Below are 18,688 nucleotides of genomic sequence, written 5' to 3'. Positions count from 1 at the left end.
TCAACTCGCTTGAAAGGTGTTCAGCAGCACCGCCAGCTGGCGTCGCTGCTCGGTGGTGATTTCCGGGTCCGCGCCACTTTTGGCGTTTTCCTGGGTCAGCCAGGCCAGGCTCGACAGCCAGTCGATCTGGAAGCTCTGCTCCTGGTTGGACGGCTCTTTCGGGAGCACTGGCAATTCGCCCTGGGCGAAGGTCTGGTAGGCGCCGAATACGGGTTGGCCCTCACCCAGCAGGGCGGTCGGGCGCTCGCTGACAGGTTTGCCCAGCAGGTCGAACCAGGACAGGAAGTCCCGCATGGCCAGTTGCACGGTCAGGACCTGGCGCTGGACTATCTGGTCACGGCGCACGCCGTTGAAAATCCGGCGCATGACGGCGGCATCCAGTTGTTCGATGAAGGCCGGTCGGCGTACTGCACTGACCAGTTCCTCGACCAGGGCCTCGACCACTTCGCGGCTCATGCGCAGGCTGCTCAGGTGCAGCGGTTGCGTACCCAGCTCGCGCATATGCTTGATCCACGCCTTCAGCGCCGCGCGTACAAAGCGTTGCTCGGAGTTGAGGCGCTTGGCCACAGGCTTGGGGGCAACTGCTGGCGTTGCCGAGGCAGTGTTGCCGAACACGTTGCCGAAGTTGAGTGCCGGGGCCTTGTTGGCCGGGGCCCTGACGGCGGGTTCCGGCTCTTCGCCGGCCTCGCCGTCAATGCCGTCGATGTCGTACACACCGCCCAGGTACAGTTCACGCAGCTGTTCGACAGGCACCTGCAAGGCATGGATCAGTTCGCTGATCGCGTCCGGGTCGGCGCCCAGGTTGTCGAGCAGGTACTGGGTTTTTTCACGCTTCTTGTTCAGCAGTTGCTCGAAGTCTTCCTCGCGCCAGGTGTTCAGGCCGTGCTCCAGCAGGTCGGTGCGGCACTGTTCCAGCTGTTCTTCGATACGGGTGAGCTTGAAGTCGATGTTGCTGATGCCCCGGAAGCTGCCACTGAAGCGGGTGATCCCGCCGTCATTCAGTTCGAGCATCGCGGCCCAGGCGTCAGCCGGGTCCTTGATGTGCCGCAGCACCGACGGGCTTTGCGCGAAGCATTGTTGTAACTGTACAAGGCGCGGTGCATGGCGCTCGTTCAGGCTGGTTTCTTCGCCGTTGCCGATATCGCGCTCGATGAACGCGGTATCCAGGCGCGGCTTGCGCACCAGGTAGGTGTTGTTGAACGGTACCCCGGACCAGTCTTTCATCCACTCCTGGCTGCCGAAGCGCTCGATCATGGTCAGCTTCATCATGTTCTCGCAGCCTTCGGGCAGCTGCCCTTCGCTCAGGGCGAGCGTGTTGCCGATGAAGCCATCGAGCATGGTCAGCGCCCAGATCAGGCCGGGGGTGCGCTGGCTGCGTTCTTTGGGCGTGGCGCCCTGTGTCTTGTGGATCCAGCGGGTCAGCACCGGCCCCACGCTGACCACTTCGCTTTGCTTGAACGAACTGGTGCACAGCACCAGGCCATTCATCTGCTGGGCGTCGGTATAGCGCTCGAACAGATAGGCGACCTTGCCACGCAGGATCAGGCTGGCGGCCGGGTTGACCTCTTCGACCACGTCCGGGCTTGCCGCATCTTCGATACGCAGCAACTTCTGGCGAGTGCGGTAACCGGGGAAGTCGAGCAGGTCGACTTCTTCAACGACCGGGTCCTTGGGGCTGTTGGTCAAGCGGAAGGTCATCTCGGCAGTCAGTGCCGCCAGTTGCGCGACCGACAGTGTTACGCTCCCCTGCACCTTGTCGCCCTGCAGCGGCAGTACGTTTACTGGCAGGTCGCGGCCAGTACCCAGGCGGCCGAGAATATCGACGTTCATGATGCTGTTGGCCTGGGTGTAGGCGCCGTTTTCTTCCTTCACCAGCACGCTCAAGGGGGCGTAGACGGTGTCAGGGAAACCCAGTTTCTGCAGGCTGCCGACCAGCAGTTCATAAATTTCGGTGAGGGCGTCCTGTTCGCCCCACAGTACTGAAAACAGCTTGGCACGCTGGCGCGGGTTCAGGCGTGGTGCCAGCTTGATCACCCGTGGCCAGTAAAGCTCGTTGAGCTTGCGCACCGACTTTTCGTAGTTGCCTTTGAGGTAGTCCCACAGGGCGACCACGTCATCGCCGTTGACGCCCGGTTGCAGGCCTTCGTTCTCGCGGCCCTCGAAGCCGGCCAGCAGGGTCTGGATGCGTTCGTCTGTATAGGTGTAATCCAGCTTTTCCTGGTCGAAATCCTCGAACCAGGCATTGGACAGGATCTTTGCCACTTCGATTTCGCTGAACAGCTTCAGCTCGACCGGATGGTTGGCATCCGGGCTGGGTCTGGCGCGCCGGCTGAAACGGGTGACCAGGCCGGTGGCTTCCTTGCCTAGGCCGGTCGGGTTCACATGTTCGATGAAGTCCAGGGTGCGGCCGCCGAAATCGGTTTCCAGGCGGCCACTGCGGTCAGCGGCCAATGCCGAGATCAGGTACGACTTGCCCGCCTGGGACAGGCCGAAGAAGCCGATCACCATGGGTGTGGAAGCGGCACGCTGCAGGTCCTTGGCGCGGTTGCGGGCCTGGCGTAGTCGCAGGTTGAGGCCATCGGCCTCGGCCTCGACACTGGCGGCATTGCCACGCACCTGCTCGATCCATTCCAGCGCCTCGCCGGCGCCTTTGTGAATGGCGCCCCAGGCACCCATCAACTGCTGTTGCTTTGGCGTAAGGTCGCTCATTTTCCTTTGACGTTCCCGCTGTCGAGCCAATAGTCGCTGTCACTCAAGCTCATGGTTGGCATGGTGTTGAGTGAGAGTTCAAGATCCCGGTCGAAGTCGAAGTCGGCATCCTGGATGTTCGATTCCAGCTTCTGGATGACCAGCTTGTCGCTGATCAGCCCCTGGTCGCGTTCTTCCTGTTCGAACTGCTCGACTTCAAGGCGGATGCGCAAAACCGGCGCTTCGCCATTCTTGCCGATCGCCCTGGAGAACGCTGCCTTGCCCGAGGGGGTGAAACGCAGCGTGTAAAGCGGTGAGGCCGACCAGCGCTCGGTGGCCAGTTGGCGGTAACCCAGGTGCAGGTCGCCGCGCATCTCCAGCCAAGGCGTACCACGCTCATCGCCTTCGCCGACGATGGGCAGTTCGATCAGGCCTTTATCAGACTTCAGGTCGTGGTAGAGCACGTCGTGATACTTGATGGTGCCGGCAGCGTCGATCTGGCCAAAGTGCTTGATGATCGAGTAAGGCTTCAGCGCGGCGGTGCGGAAATAGAAGTTCGGCACACTGTGGTTGGAGCACAGCAGGCAGATCATCGCGCCCACCGATGCGGTGCTCTTCGGGTCGTCGATCAGGCCGTTGCGATGGAACGGGTACCAGCCGCCGGTGCGGTAGTTCTGCATCGGCAGAATGCGCCCGGGCGGCAGCGGCAGGCGCTGGCGGATGAACGCCTGAATGCCTGGCAGGCGCGATGGCCGCCCCGTCAGCAGCAGCATGTCGCAAGGGTACTTGGCGACCACTTCGCACAGTTCGGCAAGTGCTCTGGTGACGTTGATCTGGCCGCCGATGAACGCGGCGTGCACCTGTTCGAGGTCGAAGGTGATCGGCGTCTGCAGCAGGTCAAGCGTGCCATCGCGGCCCACTTCGCGGCGCACGGCGGCGTCGACGTACGCCAGCACCTTGTCGCTGACAACGGCTTCACCCAGCGCCTGCTGCCAGGTTTGCTCGACCGCGGCGGGTGGCAGGGCCGGGTCGAACTGCTCGTAGGCCTTCAGCAGTGCGAGGCCCAGCGGCACGAACACTTGCAGGTTCAACTGCTGGCGCAGCAGGCGTTCCTGGACGGTGGCTCCGCCGTTCCCGCACAGGCTCGACATCAACGCATCCGGTGCCGGCACGCCGGCATTGCGCAGCGCGTTGGCGAAGGAGGGCAGGATGAACTCCTGGATCACATCCAGCAGGATGTCATCGCCCGCAATCTTGAAGCCGTCACGGAAGCGCTGGTTCGGCACGATGTGCGCGTTGGCGCCGGCGCCACCGCCGGTGCCCCGATCCAGGCGGTAATCGGTAATCACCAGGTCCGTGGTGCCGCCGCCGATGTCGATGGTCGCCAGGGTGATCTGTTCGTGCTCAAGCTTGTCCGGGCGGGCCAGCGTGGCAAAGAACTCCTCCGGGTGACCGGCAAAGTTCTCGTTGACCTCGTTGTACAGGTAGACCAGCTGGCCGCAGCTGGCTTCGTCCCACTCCACACGCACGCTAGGGAACGGGGTGCGGGTCGCGACGCCCTTGCCTTTGAACGGGTTGCTCTCGTCCTGGTGCCAGCCCAGGCTCTTCCACACCAGGCCAATGGCCTCGTACAGGCGGTTGCTGAGCAGGCTGCGCTCGGCCTGGGGCATGCCTGGTGGAACGGTCAGGGTAATGCTGTTGAGCAGGCGCGGCACCCGCGCATGGCCCTGGCGCGAGCGCTGCGCCGGGCTGTTGATCTGGGTCAGCGCCTGGGTCACCACTTCGGCCAGCATGAAGGTCATCAGGTTGCTGCGCGAATAGCGCGGGTTGAAGACCGGCATGTCGAAGGGCTTGAGGTACAGCGGCTGGCCACGGTCGTTGATCAGGTTGGCGAACGGCGCGGCGACGGCCATTGGCTCCTTGTCGGTCTTGACGTAGGCGGTGTTGAAGCGCCAGCCATGGCCGTAGGCCTTTTCATCCCACAGGTAGCGTTTGGGGCTGGAGAGGCCGGTCGAGCCTTCGGTGCCGCGGTTGCGGCTGGCCAGGCGGCTGGCTTCACCGCCGACACGGGCGATGGTCGGCCACTGGAAGGCATTGTGGCGGCCGCTCTTGATCGACAGGTGGTCTTTGCCGAAGGCGGCGTGGGTGAACTCGACCCGGCTCTCGAAAGCCTGGTTGTAGACTTTTTCCGGCTCGCTCAGGTCGCGCAGTGCCAGTACGTAGTTGTGGCGCATGCCCGAACCCGCCTGGCCATGGTCCTCAATGAGGATGCCGCAGGTGCGCGAGTTGCCGACGTCCAGCACCAGGTCCACCGGGATCGGCTTGACGATGCCATTGGCCTCGTTGGCGATCACCTTGATTTCCGGGATCTCGACCTTTGGCTTTTCGTTGCTCTGCTCGGCCGGGACCGGGCGGCGCAATAGGCTCAGCAGGTTCAGATAGTGGCCAAGGTGGCGGTTGCCCTGCAGGTCACGATCCAGGCGTTCGCGCGTCCACTCGGCACGCGCCTCGGTGTACACCTCCACCAGCCAGTCGCGGATCCATGTGTGCGTCAGGAACCAGCCATATTCGCGGGCACTGCACGCCAGCTTGAACGCCACGCCCGAGCGCACGTCGTCTTCGTTGGGCGCCAGGTACGGTGCGCCGGTAACCACTGGCATGGTGCGGCTGTCGAAGCCGAGGGTGAGGCGGTGGGTGTTGCCGTCGACATCGGGCTCCGCGAGCTTGACCAGGCGCATGCGCGCCCAGTTGTTCGGGCCTTCGTCAAAGCGATAAGGCGGCGTGAAACGCAGGACCGGGATCGGCAACCAGACCCCGTCCAGCAGCTTCAGGCTGTCTTCCATGGGCAAGCGGAAGTGGCTCTCTTCGCTGGTGTCGAACTCCACCTGCACCACTTTGTCTGGCTCGGGCTCGTAGAAGTCCTTGTACTCCTTGGACCACAGCAGGCGTGTCGGCACCATGCCGTTGTTGAGCTGGACGAATTTGCCGGTCTGCTCGCCATCCGGGCCGAGACGCAGGGCGAAATCCATGAATTGAATTCCGGTATCGCTGACCAGCGTGACCGTTTCTTCGAACTGGGTGATTTCGGGCAACATCTTCTGCGTTTCTCGTGTGATTAGCCGGCTTTTTTCATTTGAATGTCGAAGCCTTTGGCACCGTAGTTGGCGTTGCAATCGGCAGCGCCGTTGGCGTTGGCTTTGCAACCCACTTGCGGCAAGTCATAGCTGCTGCCATCGGCGCAGGCGGCCTGGCCGGAACTGTTGATCGACAACAGGCCGCCTTGCATGGCTGCGGCAACTGGCGCATGGCACTGCACATTGTCCGGGCGGGTGACCGTGGCCTGGCCCTTGCCGTTCTGGAAGTCGTATTTCAGGCGCAGGGGTTTGCCAGTGCCGGCTTCTTGAATGCCTGCACCCGCCCAGTTGCCGTTGAGGAAGTCCGCGTTGCCGTCGGCCGCATCTGGCGGGATGCTCAAGTCATCAGGTTGCGGCGGCTGAGCGCTGGTTTGCGCTTGCTCATCGGCCAGCTGTGGTGGCGCAGGGGGCGTGTTCCCTGGCGTTGATGCCTCGGGCCCGCCTGGCGGTGGCGTGTCGGATGTTTGCTCTGGCTCCGGCGGTTGCTCCGGCGCTGGCGGTGTTTCTGGCTTGCCCTGCGCAGGGGTGTCGGCATTGTCCGACGGCGCTTGGCTATCGCCTTGTGGCGCGGCACCGCCTGCATCGGCTGAGTCGCCCGGCAGGCCCGCCGGGTTGCCATTACTCACCGCCACGTCCGGGGCAGCTACACCCGTTGCACCGTTCGCAGCGCCAACAATGCCCGACGATTGTGTAGGCACTTGGGCTTGGTAGTTGTTTGATGCAGAGGTATCGCGGCCAAAGTCCGGGATGCCTGGACCGGAAAGGTTGACCCCAGGGATGCAGCCGCGCAGCCCGAACAACAGCAGGAGCAGCAGCGCCAGCAGCAACAGCAATGGCAGCAGCCAGCGCCAGTTGCGCCACCACGGCAGGCGTGCGACGGCAGCGGCTGGCGCTACCGCTGCTGCTGCCGCCGGCGCAATGGGCGCGGCTGGGGGAACCGGCGGCGTGGCCACGGGTTCGGCGATGGGTGCGGTGCGCGGATACAGGCAGTGCAGGGGCTGTCGGCTGCGCTCGGCACCGGCATGGATGAAGCCCCAGAAGGTCAGTACAGGGCGGCCATCGACCAGGTAGACGAAGTTTTCGTCAGGGAAGGGCACGACACAGGTCAGCAGCTTGCCGAACACCGCGTTATCACCTTCGGCGGCCTTTCTGGCCGCTGCCGAGGGTTGGCCGTTGGCATCCAGGCCAAGCAAGGTGTTGCTCAGGGCGTTGATCTTGGTTTGCAACACCTCGAGCTGCGCACGTGCTGGCGCGCGTTCTTCCTCGGTGGCGCTGCTCCAGGGGATTACATCGCCTGGGCGGTCGCTGTACCAATCGATGGTGCGGCCCTGCTCATCGCTCTGCGGGATGGCCAGGTGCTCGATCAGCTCCGGGTGCTCCGGGTACTTGCGCCGAATCGCTTCGCGAATCTGCAAAGCAGCGCGATAGACGGGTTGGCCAGTCTCGCCCAATGCGGTGAAGTGCTCACTTCTACCGCTGCGTAGTAATACTCCGCGCATCCTTGTAGACCTACCTAGTCTATTAGCCGAATCCATTCGGTATCCATTAAACAATACCGAAAAACCGAGTCACACTAATGGCAAAGTGCTTTTTTCGTCAATTCATATGGATGGCTTTTTGACGTCAAAGGACGTTTTATCCGGTTACACTCCGCCTGGTCCGATCAACGGCATCGGCAACTCATCATCGACGAATGGAGCACGAAGAGCATGAGCCTTTGGGATGACCTGAAGAAAAAGGCCTACGATGCCAACCCGGAGCTGGCCGCCAAGGCCGCCCAGGCGTTGGAAAAGGCCAAGGACCTGGCGGTGGAGGCCGGGCAGAAAGCCGCGCCCTTGATCAAGGAAGCCAGTGACAAGGCCGCAGGCTACGCGCAAGAGAAAACGCCGTTGCTCAAGGCCCAGGCCCTGAAGGCGATTGACGATGCCAAGCAGCGTCGTGCCCAGCTGCAAGAGCAGGCCAAGCGCGACAAGGCCGCGCGCGCGGAAATGATCCGCACCATGTATGACATCACCCTAACCCCGGAAGACGTCAATTTCGTCGAGGAACCGTTCAACCATTTTGAGCGGCAGTTGATGTTTTTCGTGCGTAACGGCGAGGTGCTGGAAAGCGAAAAGCGCAACCAGACGCACCTGGACGCCTACCACTCGCACCGCACCACCGGTGGCCACATGTGGCAGGGCACGGGCCATACCGGTAGCAGCTCATCGACCATGCAGGTCACTGCGCACAATGTTCAGGAGCACGAGTTCTGGGTGCGCCTGGAGAATGGCACCGAGGCGTGTTTCCAGCTGAACAACAATGGTGTGCGCCTGCGCCCTGGGCAGTATGTGAGCATGGCGTTTGTGCGCAACGCCAATCAGGACATGGGGCAGATGGTGGCGCTGTACAACCATAACGCCGGGCAGAACTTCGTGACCCTCTCGCCGAGGCAGATCAACCAGCAGTTCCAGCTTTACTTGAAAGAGCCTGGCATTTTCAACGCCAACGAAGTGAACGGTACGCGCGACAGGCTGCTGCAGGCGCTGGACAAGCGTCTGGGCGAACTGGCCAGGTACATGGCGTTGCACGGTGACAGGCGTGCCGGCCAGTTGATAGAAGGGCAGGCGGAATAAACGAAAAAGCCCCGGGAGATGTCCCAGGGCTTTTTTGATATGGCGCACTCGGCGGGATTCGAACCCACGACCCCTGCCTTCGGAGGGCAGTACTCTATCCAGCTGAGCTACGAGTGCAACGCGCACGCATGATACCCATCTGTGTCGTTGACGTCCATCGCCTTGATCTGTGGCCTTTTTCCTCTTTTTGCGCAGGCGGCTTTTGCGGGCCACCGGCCTGCGCAAATTTATCTATCCATATGCGATATCAATATTTCCCACACCCTTCTTATGCCCTCTATCCTCTGGTCACAACTTGTTATAACAAGTCATCGATCAGCGAAGAGACCCCATGGCCGAACTGCTCCCCCTGTCCCCGGTACCGCTCTATACCCAGCTCAAGGAACTGCTGCGCGAGCGCATCCTCGACGGCACTTATCCACCGCATAGCCGCATGCCCTCGGAAAGCGAACTGGGCAAGGCCTTCGACGTCAGCCGCATTACCGTGCGCCAGGCGCTGGGCGACCTGCAGAAGGAAGGGCTGATCTTCAAGATCCACGGCAAAGGCACGTTCGTCGCCAAGCCCAAGGCGTTCCAGAACGTCAGTACCTTGCAGGGCTTGGGCGAGTCGATGACGCAGATGGGCTACGAAGTGATCAACCGCCTGCGCAGCTTCCGCCATGTGCCGGCCAACGCATTGGTTGCCGCCCGGCTGCAGGTCGAGGAGGGTAGCCTGGTCACCGAGATCCGCCGGGTGCGCCTGATCAACCGCGAGCCGGTGTCGCTGGAGCTGACCTGGCTGCCCAAGGCTGTCGGCGAAAAACTGGAGAAGGCCGACCTGGTCACCCGCGACATCTTCCTGCTGCTGGAAAACGACTGCGCCATCGCCCTTGGCCACGCCGACCTGGCCATCGATGCGGTACTGGCCGACAGCGACCTGACCCAGGCGCTGGATGTTGAAGAAGGCTCGCCGATCATGCGCATCGAGCGCCTGACCCATGCTGCCGACGGCACGCCGCTGGACTTCGAACACCTTTATTACCGCGGCGATGCCTTCCAGTACCGCCTGCGCATTGATCGCCAGAAAGGGGGCAAGGCATGAGCATCCAGACCCAGGACTACGACATCATCATCATCGGTGGCGGCACGGCCGGGCCGATGGCGGCGATCAAGGCCAAGGAGCAGGACAAAAGCCTGCGCGTGCTGCTGCTGGACAAGGCCAACGTCAAGCGCAGCGGTGCCATCAGTATGGGCATGGACGGCTTGAACAACGCCATCATCCCCGGCCACGCCACCCCCGAGCAGTACACCAAGGAAATCACCGTGGCCAATGACGGCATCGTCAACCAGGCCACCGTGCATGCCTACGCAACCCACAGCTTTGAAACCATCGAGCAACTTGACCGCTGGGGGGTGAAGTTCGAGAAGGACGAGACCGGCGACTACGCGGTGAAGAAGGTTCACCACATGGGCGCCTACGTGCTGCCAATGCCCGAAGGCCACGACATCAAGAAGGTGTTGTACCGCCAGCTGAAGCGTGCCCGGGTGGAAATCAGCAACCGCATGGTCTGCACTCGTGTGCTGCTCGATGGCGAAGGCGCCGCCGCGGGTGTGCTGGGCTTCGACTGCCGAAGCGGCGAGTTTCGGGTGGTGCGGGCCAAGGCGGTAATCCTTGCCTGCGGCGCCGCCGGGCGCCTGGGCCTGCCATCGTCGGGTTATTTGATGGGTACCTACGAGAACCCGACCAACGCCGGTGACGGCTACGCCATGGCCTACCATGCAGGCGCCGAGCTGGCCAACCTCGAGTGCTTCCAGATCAACCCGCTGATCAAGGACTACAACGGCCCGGCCTGTGCCTACGTCACCGGCCCGCTGGGTGGGTACACCGCCAACAGCAAGGGCGAGCGCTTCATCGAGTGCGACTACTGGAGCGGCCAGATGATGTGGGAGTTCCACCAGGAGCTCGAAGGCGGCAATGGCCCGGTGTTCCTCAAACTGGACCACTTGGCCGAAGAGACCATCCAGAACATCGAAGAGATCCTGCACAGCAACGAGCGCCCCAGCCGTGGCCAGTTTCACGCCGGGCGTGGCACCGACTACCGCCAGCACATGGTCGAGATGCATATCTCCGAGATCGGTTTCTGCTCCGGGCATTCGGCGTCGGGCGTGTGGGTCAATGAAAAGGCCGAGACCAGCGTCAAAGGGCTGTATGCCGCGGGCGACATGGCTGCGGTGCCGCACAACTACATGCTCGGCGCCTTTACCTATGGCTGGTTTGCCGGTGTGAACGCCGCGCATTACGTGGCCGGGCGCGAACTCGCCGAGGTCGATGCCGCGCAGGTCGAACGCGAGCGCGCGCGGGTGTTTGCCCCGCTGCAGCGTGAGCATGGCCTGCCCCCAGCCCAGGTCGAGTACAAGCTCAGGCGCATGGTCAACGACTACCTGCAGCCGCCGAAGGTGACCAAGAAGATGGAAATCGGCCTGGCGCGCTTTGCCGAGATCGAGCGTGATCTGGAGCAGATGAAGGCCAGCAACCCTCATGAACTGATGCGTGCGATGGAAGTGTCGGTGATTCGCGATTGCGCCGAGATGGCGGCGCGGGCCTCGTTGTTCCGCGAGGAAAGCCGCTGGGGCCTGTACCACCACCGGGTGGACTTCCCTGAGCGCAACGATAGCGAGTGGTTTTGCCATTGCCACCTGAAAAAGGGCGAGAACGGTGAAATGACCAGTTTCAGGAAGGCCGTCGAACCCTACCTGATCGCCCTGGATGCCGATGAACAGACCGCCTATGACCGGTTGCGAGTGAAGGCTGATGCAGCGTGAATGAGGCCATCAGCCTCTGCAAAAAACAGAACGAGGGCCACAGGCCCCAAGGACTCCGTGAAATGGCCTACCAGCCGCAAGAAATCTTCTTCCGCAGCAGCGCCCCGGTCACCATCGACGAAGACAAATGCATCGCTGAAAAAGGCTGCACAGTGTGTGTCGAGGTCTGCCCCATGGACCTGCTGGCGATCAACCCGGCCACGCAGAAGGCCTACATGGCTTTCGACGAATGCTGGTACTGCATGCCCTGCGAGAAGGACTGCCCCACCGGTGCGGTGAAGGTCGACATCCCGTACCTGCTGCGCTGATTCATCCTGCCATCCGGCGAACCACCGGACGCCCTCCTGCTGTGCCCCTCGTTTCCCACCACCCAAGCCGGGCGGCGGAGACGACCCCAACTCTTATAACGATTCGAGGGGAAACACCCATGCGCCTTGTTGCAACCGCGGCCGGCCTTGCGCTGGCGCTCACTGGCCTGAGCGCCAGTGCCGAAACCATACGCATCGCCATCGGCACCCAGGACACCACCATCAACTGCGCCACCGGTGGCCTGCTGATCCGTGAGCTGGGCCTGCTGGACAAGTACCTGCCGCACGACGGCAAGTACAAGGATGCCACCTACCAGATCGAGTGGAAGAACTTCACCAGCGGTGCGCCGCTGACCAACGAAATGGTCGCCGGCAAGCTCGACTTCGGCGCCATGGCCGACTTCCCGGGGTCGTTTAACGGCGTTGCCCACCTGGATGCCGGCAAGCGCAGCCTGTTCATCAGTGTGCTGTCGGGCAGCGTGCATGGCAGCGGCAACGGCATCGTCGTGCCCGCCGCCTCCAGCGTGCAGTCGCTGGCTGAACTCAAGGGCAAGACCATTTCGGTGCCGTTCGCCTCCACTGCCCACGGCATGCTGTTGCGCGCCGTCGCCGCTCAGGGCTGGGACCCACAGAAGGATGTGCGGATCATCGCTCAGGCACCGGAGATCGCCGGTTCCGCGCTGCGCAGCAACCGCATCGAGGCCCACGCCGACTTTGTACCGTTCGCCGAGTTGTTCCCCAACCGCGGCTTCGCCCGCAAGATCTATGACGGCGCCCAGGCCAACGCACCGACCTTCCATGGTGCCCTGGTCGATGCCGATTACGCGAAGAAGTACCCGGAAGTGGTCACCGCCTACCTGCGTGCCAGCCTTGAAGCCGACCGCCTGATCGCTGCGCAGCCTGAAAAGTACAGCGAGTTGATCGAGAAGGTCACGGGGATCGAAGCCGAGGTCAATTACCTGTTCCATGGCCCGCTCGGCCTGCAGACCCGCGACCTGACCTGGAAGCCTGAATACCGGCAGGCAGTGGCTACATCCATCGATACGCTCAAGCTGCTGAAAAAGACCGACCGTGGCCTGGACACCGACAAGTTCATCGACGACCAGTACATCCGTGCCGCCTTCAAAGAGGCTGGCCTGGACTACGACAAGGCGCTGAAAGACTACGACGCGCTGCCACTCAAGGCCAATGACGCGCGGACCGGCAAACCGATCACCGACTTCAGCCGCCTGGCGCAGATCTGGGTGCGCGGTGAAGACAAGGTCCGCCACTACGCTTCGCCGGAAGCGGCCCTTGGCGCCCTGGCCCAGCTGGAGCAGGAGGGCAAGGACATCCGCGCCATCTACGCCCAGGCCGCCGACAGCGGCATCAAGTTGCTGGCAAACCAGGCCTGGTTCGTGCGCAACGGTAAAGGCGAACTGGCGGCGTTCCTGCTCAAGGACCAGGCCGAGCAGTATGCCAAGGCCCATGGTGGCGAGGCGCTGGACTTCGTCAGCGCCAACCAGAAGCTGGTCGCCCAGCGCTGACCGGGAGGCACCGACATGACCCGCAACCTCAAGCGCTGGCCGGTGCGCCTGGCGTCGCTGCTGGCCTGCCTGCTGTTCTGGCAGGTGGCGGCAAACGTGAAACTGGACCTTGGTCTGCTGACGTTCACCTATGTCCCCACACCCAGGGCGGTGCTGGACGCTGCCTGGCAGTTGCTGACCTCCAGCACCCTGCTGGCGCACCTGGGCAGCAGCCTGTCGCGGGTATTTGCCGGTTATGCCACTGCGGCACTGGTTGGCGTGGCCCTGGGGTTGCTGATCGGCCGCTTGAAATGGGCTGAAGATACCCTGCTGCCGCCGCTGGAAGTGCTGCGGCCGATTCCGGCGGTGGCGTGGATCCCGCTGGCAATCCTGATGTTCCCGTCGTCGGAACTGTCGATGGTGTTCATCACCTTCACCGGTGCGTTGTTCCCCATCCTGCTCAACACCGTGCATGGCGTCGAGGCCGTCGACCCGCGCCTGGTGGCATCGGCGCGCAGCCTCGGTGCCGGGCGCTGGGCGATCCTGCGCGAAGTGGTGTTGCCTGGGGCGTTGCCGAGCATCGTCACGGGCCTTGCCATCGGCATGGGTACGTCATGGTTCTGCCTGGTCACTGCCGAGATGATTTCCGGGCAGTTCGGCATCGGCTACTACACCTGGGAGTCCTACACCTTGCAAAACTACCCGGACATCATTGTCGGCATGCTGCTGATCGGCGTGCTGGGCATGGGCAGCAGCGCCCTGGTCAAGCGCCTGGGGGCGTTGGCCACGCCGTGGTACCGCACGCGGGGGGCCAGTTGATGAACAGTTATCAACAGGCGCAGGGGCGTATCGATGGTCGTGGCCTGTCGATTCGCCTGGGGCACGGCAGCGAAGCGTTCGAGGCGGTGCAGCGCCTGGACTTTGCCGTGGAGCCGGGCGAGTTCGTCTGCATCCTCGGCCCCTCCGGTTGTGGCAAGTCGACGTTGCTCGGCGCCCTGGCCGGCCACCTGGTGCCCAGCAGCGGCCAGTTGAAGGTGGACGGCCAGACCGTTGCCGGGCCGTCACCGCAGCGGGGCATGGTGTTTCAGCATCACACCTTGCTGCCCTGGCGTAGCGTACTCGACAACGTGGCCTTCGGCCTGAAGATGCAGGGCCTGGGCCGCGCCGAACGTCACCGGCAGGCTCGCGAGATGCTGCAACTGGTGGGGCTGGCCGACTTTGCCGGGCGCTGGCCCAACCAGCTGTCCGGCGGTATGCAGCAGCGGGCCGAAATCGCCCGGGTGCTGATCAACCGCCCACGGCTCTTGCTGATGGACGAACCTTTCGGCGCACTGGATGCGCAAACCCGTGCCCGCATGCAGGAGCTGTTGCTGGATATCTGGGCCAGCATCCGCACCACCGTGGTGTTCGTCACCCACGATATCGACGAAGCGCTGTTCCTCGCCGACCGCATCCTGGTGATGAGCCCGCGCCCCGGTCGCTTTATCGAAGACCTGCGCCTGGACTTTGCGCGCCCGCGCCGCGCCAGCCTGCTGACCAGCCCTGAATTCACTCACCTCAAGCGTCACTGCCTGGCGTTGCTGCGCCACGAGGAAGGCCGCGAACTGCCGCGCCTGACCCCGCTGGGCCTGCCGGACACTGACCACCCACCGCTACGGATCGCGCTATGACTGACCGAACGACCGACAACCCCGACATTCTTGCCCTGTTGCCTCGTCTTGATGCCAGCGACGCTGGCGTGCGCCGCATTGCCCTGATCGAGCTGGCCGACCTGGAAGACCCGGATGGCTTGCCTTGGCTCACCGATGCCCTGCTGGTGGACGCCGCCGACGAGGTGCGTGCCGAGGCCGCGCGCCTACTTGAGGCCTGGGAAGAACCCGAAGTTGTGCAAGCCCTGTGCGCTGCGCTGGCCGATGGCGCCGAGCCGGTACGTCTGGCAGCTGCGCAGAGCCTCAGCGAACTCAAGAGCCTTGAGGCCGGCCAGCTGATCCTCCCGTGGGTCAAACACGCCGATGCCTTCGTCCGCGCCAGTGCCCTGCGAGCCTTGCGCGAGCTGCGCCTGCAGGATGCCGCCGACCCTGCGCTGCTGGCGCTGGCCGATGACGACGCCACTGTGCGGCGTGAGGCAGTGGGCATTCTTGGCTGGCTCAAGCACCAGCCGGCGTTGCTGGCGCTGGCAGCGCTCGCCGAGGCCGAGCCGGACACCGAGGTGCGCCGCGCGGCCATCGGCGCGCTGGGCCTGGCCCGGGACAACTCGGTGTTGCCTGCGTTGGTGGGGGCATTGACTGACCAGGCCTGGCAAGTGCGCGAGGAAGCCGCCACCACGTTAGGCAAGGTCGGTCAGGACCAAGCAGGGCCGGCGCTGGTGGATGCCCTCGCCGATGACTTCTGGCAGGTACGCCTACGGGCAGCGCGCTCACTGGGTCGGCTGCGCTATGCCGCTGCACTGGACGCGCTTGGCGCGTTGCTTGGCCATGGCATCGCCAACCTGCGCAAGGAGGCGGCGCTGGCGCTGGGCGAGCTGGGCCAGGCGCGTGCTTTGCCGGTGCTGCAGGCCGCCGAGGCCGACAGCGATCCCGAGGTGCGCAAGGCTGTGCGGATTGCCTTGGCGCAACTGCGCGGGGCTGCCTGATGAACGCCCCGCAAGCCATTCGCAACCTGCGCGGGCCAGGGCAGTTGGTACTGCAATGGGAAGACGGCGAGCACAGCCTCAGCCACACCCGGTTGCGCGGTGCTTGCCCTTGCTCACAATGCCGAGCGGCGCGCCTGTCGGGGGAGATCAGCCTGGTGCGCGACGATGTGCGCGTGGTGCAAATCGAGTCGCAAGGGTATGGGGTGCAGCTGGTGTTCAGCGATGGGCATGAGCGCGGGATCTACCCTTGGGCTTACTTGCGTGACCTGGTCAGCAAGTGAAGCTGATCCCTCAGGCTACCGCATCCCCTTGCAGGAGCAGCCTTGTGCTGCGAAGAGGCCGGTAAGGCTAAAGATTATTTTCAGCTGCGATGGCCTCTTCGCAGCACAAGGCTGCTCCTACAGGGCTTGTGTCTGCATTGAAATTGTCGCCGGTCATTCACAATGCAATCAGCTCCGGCCGCAGCCCTTCGACCCGTCGCACCGGCGGTGGCAGGTAGCCGCCATCCCCCGTGATCTGGTGCAGCACCTTCTCGCGCAGCCCATGCAGTGCAACACCGGTGCGCAACCGGGGGTGCGGCAGGTCTATCTCGACCACCGATTTGATCCTGCCCGGACGTGGCTCCAGCACCACAACCCGATCAGCCAGGTACGTCGCCTCCTCGGCATCATGGGTCACCAGTAAGGTTGTGATACCTGCCCGTTCGCGAATGGCCAGCAGCTCGTCCTGCAGTTGCTGGCGGGTCAGGGCATCGAGGGCGCCGAACGGCTCGTCTAGCAGCAGGATACGCGGGCTGGCTACAAGGCCACGGGCAATGGCCACGCGCTGCGCCATGCCGCCCGACAGCTGGTGCGGATAAGCCGACTCGAAGCCGACCAGCCCCACCAGTTGCACGAATTCATGCACCCGCCGGGCACGTTCACCCTGGGTGAGCGACTCGTTGACCAGCCCCAGGGCAATGTTCTGTTCCACGTTCAACCACGGGAACAGCCGGTGCTCCTGGAACACGATGCCGCGTTCGCCACCAATGCCGCTGACGGCGCGGCCATCGACGCGGATGCTGCCGCTGTATTCGGTATCCAGCCCCACCAACAGGCGTAGCAGGGTGGACTTGCCGCAACCGGAAGCCCCGACGATGGCAATGAACTCGCCCTCGTTAATCGACAGGTTGAAGTTGCGGATAGCCTCCAGCGGCTGGCCGTTCACGCTGAACACCTTGCCGACCCCCTCGAAGCTGACCAGCGGCGGGGTGGTGTCGGGCTGGTTGGCCGCCTGCAGGTGCGAAGTGTTGAATGCGTTCATGCGGTTCTCCAGCGCGTGGCGCGCGATTCGAGGCGTTGTCCAAGGGTGCCGAGCAGGGCGCCGACCAGGCCGATCAGGACCATGGCGGCCATCACCTGGTCCATGCGGAACAGTTGCTGGGCGCCGATCATCAGGCTGGCGATGCCGCCGTCCGACGGCATGAAGTATTCGGCGCCGATGGTGCCCAGCCAGGCGTAGATCAGCGACAGGCGCAGGCCGGCGAAAATCGCCGGGGCCGCGCCGGGCAGTACCAGCAGGCGCAGGCGTTGCCACAGGTTCAGGCGCAGGCTGCGGGCCGCCTCGCCCAGCTGCGGCGAGAGGCTGGCGATACCGCGCTGGGTAGCGATCAGCAGCGGGAAGAATGCGGCCAGGCCAACGAACACAAGCTTGGCCCCTTCACCCAGGCCGAACCACGCAGTGAGCAAAGGCACCCAGGCGAACAGTGCCACTTGGCGCAAGGCCGACAGGCTTGGCCCGAAGACGCGTTCGGCTGCACTGGAAAGCCCCAGCAGCAATCCGGCCAGCAAGCCTGCGGCGCCGCCCAGCAGCAGGCCGCTCAGGGTACGTTCCAGGCTCAGCAACAAGGCCTGCGGCAACGACCCATCGGCCAGGCCGACCAACAGCGTGCGCAGTACCTCAAGTGGCGAGGTGAGGATGTTCGGGTCAACCCAGCCAAAGCTGTTACTGGCCTGCCACAGCGCCAACAGCCCCAGGGGCAGCAACAGGCTTTGCCAGCCGCGGGGCACAGGCCCGCGCTGCTGCTCGCCAGTGGCTGGTTGCGGCCAGTACAGCAGGCGTTTTTCCAGGGCTGAGAAGCTGCGCTCCAGCACGGCGCCGACCAGGCCGATCACCAGAATGCACAGCATCACCAGGTCGAGCATGAACAGTTGCCGGCCCCACACCATCAGGTAACCGATCCCCTCGCTGGAGGCCAGCAATTCGACCGCCAGCAGCGAGGTCCAACCGGTGGTCAGCGCCAGGCGCACGCCGGTGAGGAAGGCAGGCAGGGCAGCCGGCAGTAACAGGCGCAGGAACAGCAGGTGCCGGGGCAGGCGCAGCGCCGCAGCGGCCTCACGCAGTTTTGGCTGGGCATCGCGCACACCCACCAACGTGTGCAAGGTGACCGGGACCACCACGGCCTTAACCAGCACCACCAGCTTCAGCACCTCGCCAATGCCGAAGAACAGCATGAACAACGGAATCCAGGCCAGGGTAGGGATCTGGGCCAGCGCCACGAAAGTCGGCAGTACCAGCGTCTGTGCCCGCCGCGAAGCCCCCAGGCACACACCCAGCAGCAAGCCGCTGGCAATGCCCGCCGCCAGCCCCCAGAACAACCGTTGCAGGCTTATCCACAGGTGCCCCCACAGCTCCCCGGAGCCAAACTCCAGCGCGCTCTGCCACACCAGCGCCGGTGCCGGCAGGATCTGCTCGCTCATCCAGTGCTGCCGGCTCGCAACAATCCACAGCAGGGCAATGAGCACAGGCAGCAACCAGGGTAGCACCCGCTCCTCAGAGAAGATGCGACCCCTGTAGGAGCGGCCTTGCGCCGCGAATGGGTCGCGTAGCGGCCCCCCCCGATTCCTGCTCAGAACTCCATTCATCGGCCATCTCTCGAAGCGTTGTTAGGTTATTCACTTATGGAATTAAAAAAACTGTAATGTGAATTTCAAGAGATAAGAGCATGCGTTCCCTGCATACGGAA

The 18,688-nt window shown here is 63.7% G+C and carries 14 protein-coding genes and 1 tRNA gene; 9 read left to right on the top strand and 6 right to left on the bottom strand.

Annotated elements, in window-relative coordinates:
- Genes SB765_RS19195 through SB765_RS19185 form a run of 3 tightly spaced genes read right to left on the bottom strand, consistent with a single transcriptional unit; the run spans position 1 to position 7,321 of the window.
- Entirely contained in the window at positions 1-2,709 is a 2,709-nt protein-coding gene (locus SB765_RS19195) for a virulence factor SrfC family protein (RefSeq protein WP_410911079.1), read from the bottom strand.
- Positions 2,706-5,783: a virulence factor SrfB gene (locus SB765_RS19190; RefSeq protein WP_410931757.1), complete on the bottom strand. Its 3,078-nt coding sequence runs from the start codon at positions 5,781-5,783 to the stop codon at positions 2,706-2,708. Before SB765_RS19190 ends, SB765_RS19195 begins: the two co-directional genes overlap by 4 nt.
- A gap of 20 nt (positions 5,784-5,803) precedes the next feature.
- Positions 5,804-7,321 (bottom strand): SrfA family protein, encoded by a 1,518-nt coding sequence (locus SB765_RS19185; RefSeq protein ID WP_410931756.1) that lies wholly within the window; start codon positions 7,319-7,321, stop codon positions 5,804-5,806.
- 210 nt (positions 7,322-7,531) lie between these two features.
- On the opposite strand from SB765_RS19185, the gene SB765_RS19180 reads away from it, so the two are divergent.
- Entirely contained in the window at positions 7,532-8,437 is a 906-nt protein-coding gene (locus SB765_RS19180; RefSeq protein ID WP_063423190.1) for a hypothetical protein, read from the top strand.
- A 40-nt stretch (positions 8,438-8,477) separates the two neighbouring features.
- Here the strand turns inward: SB765_RS19180 and SB765_RS19175 are convergent.
- A tRNA-Arg gene (locus tag SB765_RS19175) sits at positions 8,478-8,554 on the bottom strand.
- A 214-nt stretch (positions 8,555-8,768) separates the two neighbouring features.
- Between SB765_RS19175 and SB765_RS19170 the strand changes: the two genes are divergently transcribed.
- The 8 genes from SB765_RS19170 to SB765_RS19135 all read left to right on the top strand — a co-directional run bounded on the left by SB765_RS19170 (position 8,769) and on the right by SB765_RS19135 (position 15,965).
- Complete coding sequence (locus SB765_RS19170; protein ID WP_016497511.1) at positions 8,769-9,518, top strand: GntR family transcriptional regulator; 750 nt, start codon at positions 8,769-8,771, stop codon at positions 9,516-9,518.
- Complete coding sequence (locus SB765_RS19165; RefSeq protein ID WP_341797281.1) at positions 9,515-11,239, top strand: fumarate reductase/succinate dehydrogenase flavoprotein subunit; 1,725 nt, start codon at positions 9,515-9,517, stop codon at positions 11,237-11,239. The genes SB765_RS19170 and SB765_RS19165 overlap by 4 nt, the downstream gene beginning before the upstream one ends.
- Positions 11,240-11,301: 62 nt before the next feature.
- The gene (locus SB765_RS19160; protein ID WP_008096634.1) at positions 11,302-11,547 is read left to right on the top strand and encodes a ferredoxin family protein; all 246 of its coding nucleotides are present in this window, start codon (positions 11,302-11,304) and stop codon (positions 11,545-11,547) included.
- Positions 11,548-11,666: 119 nt separating this feature from the next.
- Positions 11,667-13,073 (top strand): ABC transporter substrate-binding protein, encoded by a 1,407-nt coding sequence (locus SB765_RS19155; protein ID WP_410911083.1) that lies wholly within the window; start codon positions 11,667-11,669, stop codon positions 13,071-13,073.
- A gap of 15 nt (positions 13,074-13,088) precedes the next feature.
- The gene (locus SB765_RS19150; RefSeq protein WP_341797283.1) at positions 13,089-13,871 is read left to right on the top strand and encodes an ABC transporter permease; all 783 of its coding nucleotides are present in this window, start codon (positions 13,089-13,091) and stop codon (positions 13,869-13,871) included.
- Entirely contained in the window at positions 13,871-14,722 is an 852-nt protein-coding gene (locus SB765_RS19145; protein WP_410911084.1) for an ABC transporter ATP-binding protein, read from the top strand. Before SB765_RS19150 ends, SB765_RS19145 begins: the two co-directional genes overlap by 1 nt.
- Positions 14,719-15,684 carry a HEAT repeat domain-containing protein gene (locus SB765_RS19140; RefSeq protein WP_341797285.1) on the top strand — a complete coding sequence of 322 codons (966 nt, stop codon included), beginning with the start codon at positions 14,719-14,721 and terminating at the stop codon, positions 15,682-15,684. Before SB765_RS19145 ends, SB765_RS19140 begins: the two co-directional genes overlap by 4 nt.
- Complete coding sequence (locus SB765_RS19135) at positions 15,684-15,965, top strand: DUF971 domain-containing protein (RefSeq protein WP_410911085.1); 282 nt, start codon at positions 15,684-15,686, stop codon at positions 15,963-15,965. The genes SB765_RS19140 and SB765_RS19135 overlap by 1 nt, the downstream gene beginning before the upstream one ends.
- 157 nt (positions 15,966-16,122) lie before the next feature.
- Here the strand turns inward: SB765_RS19135 and SB765_RS19130 are convergent, their stop codons facing one another.
- Both SB765_RS19130 and SB765_RS19125 read right to left on the bottom strand, forming a co-directional pair.
- On the bottom strand, positions 16,123-16,986 hold the full coding sequence (locus SB765_RS19130; RefSeq protein WP_341797287.1) for an ABC transporter ATP-binding protein: 864 nt from the start codon (positions 16,984-16,986) through the stop codon (positions 16,123-16,125).
- Positions 16,983-18,587: an ABC transporter permease gene (locus SB765_RS19125; protein ID WP_410931755.1), complete on the bottom strand. Its 1,605-nt coding sequence runs from the start codon at positions 18,585-18,587 to the stop codon at positions 16,983-16,985. The genes SB765_RS19130 and SB765_RS19125 overlap by 4 nt, the downstream gene beginning before the upstream one ends.
- Between the last annotated feature and the right edge of the window lie 101 nt (positions 18,588-18,688).

Origin of the sequence: Pseudomonas sp. SIMBA_067 (genome assembly GCF_046534675.1) — a bacterium.
In the GTDB taxonomy this organism is placed as follows: domain Bacteria; phylum Pseudomonadota; class Gammaproteobacteria; order Pseudomonadales; family Pseudomonadaceae; genus Aquipseudomonas; species Aquipseudomonas putida.
This window is presented reverse-complemented; position numbering and strand designations above follow the sequence as displayed.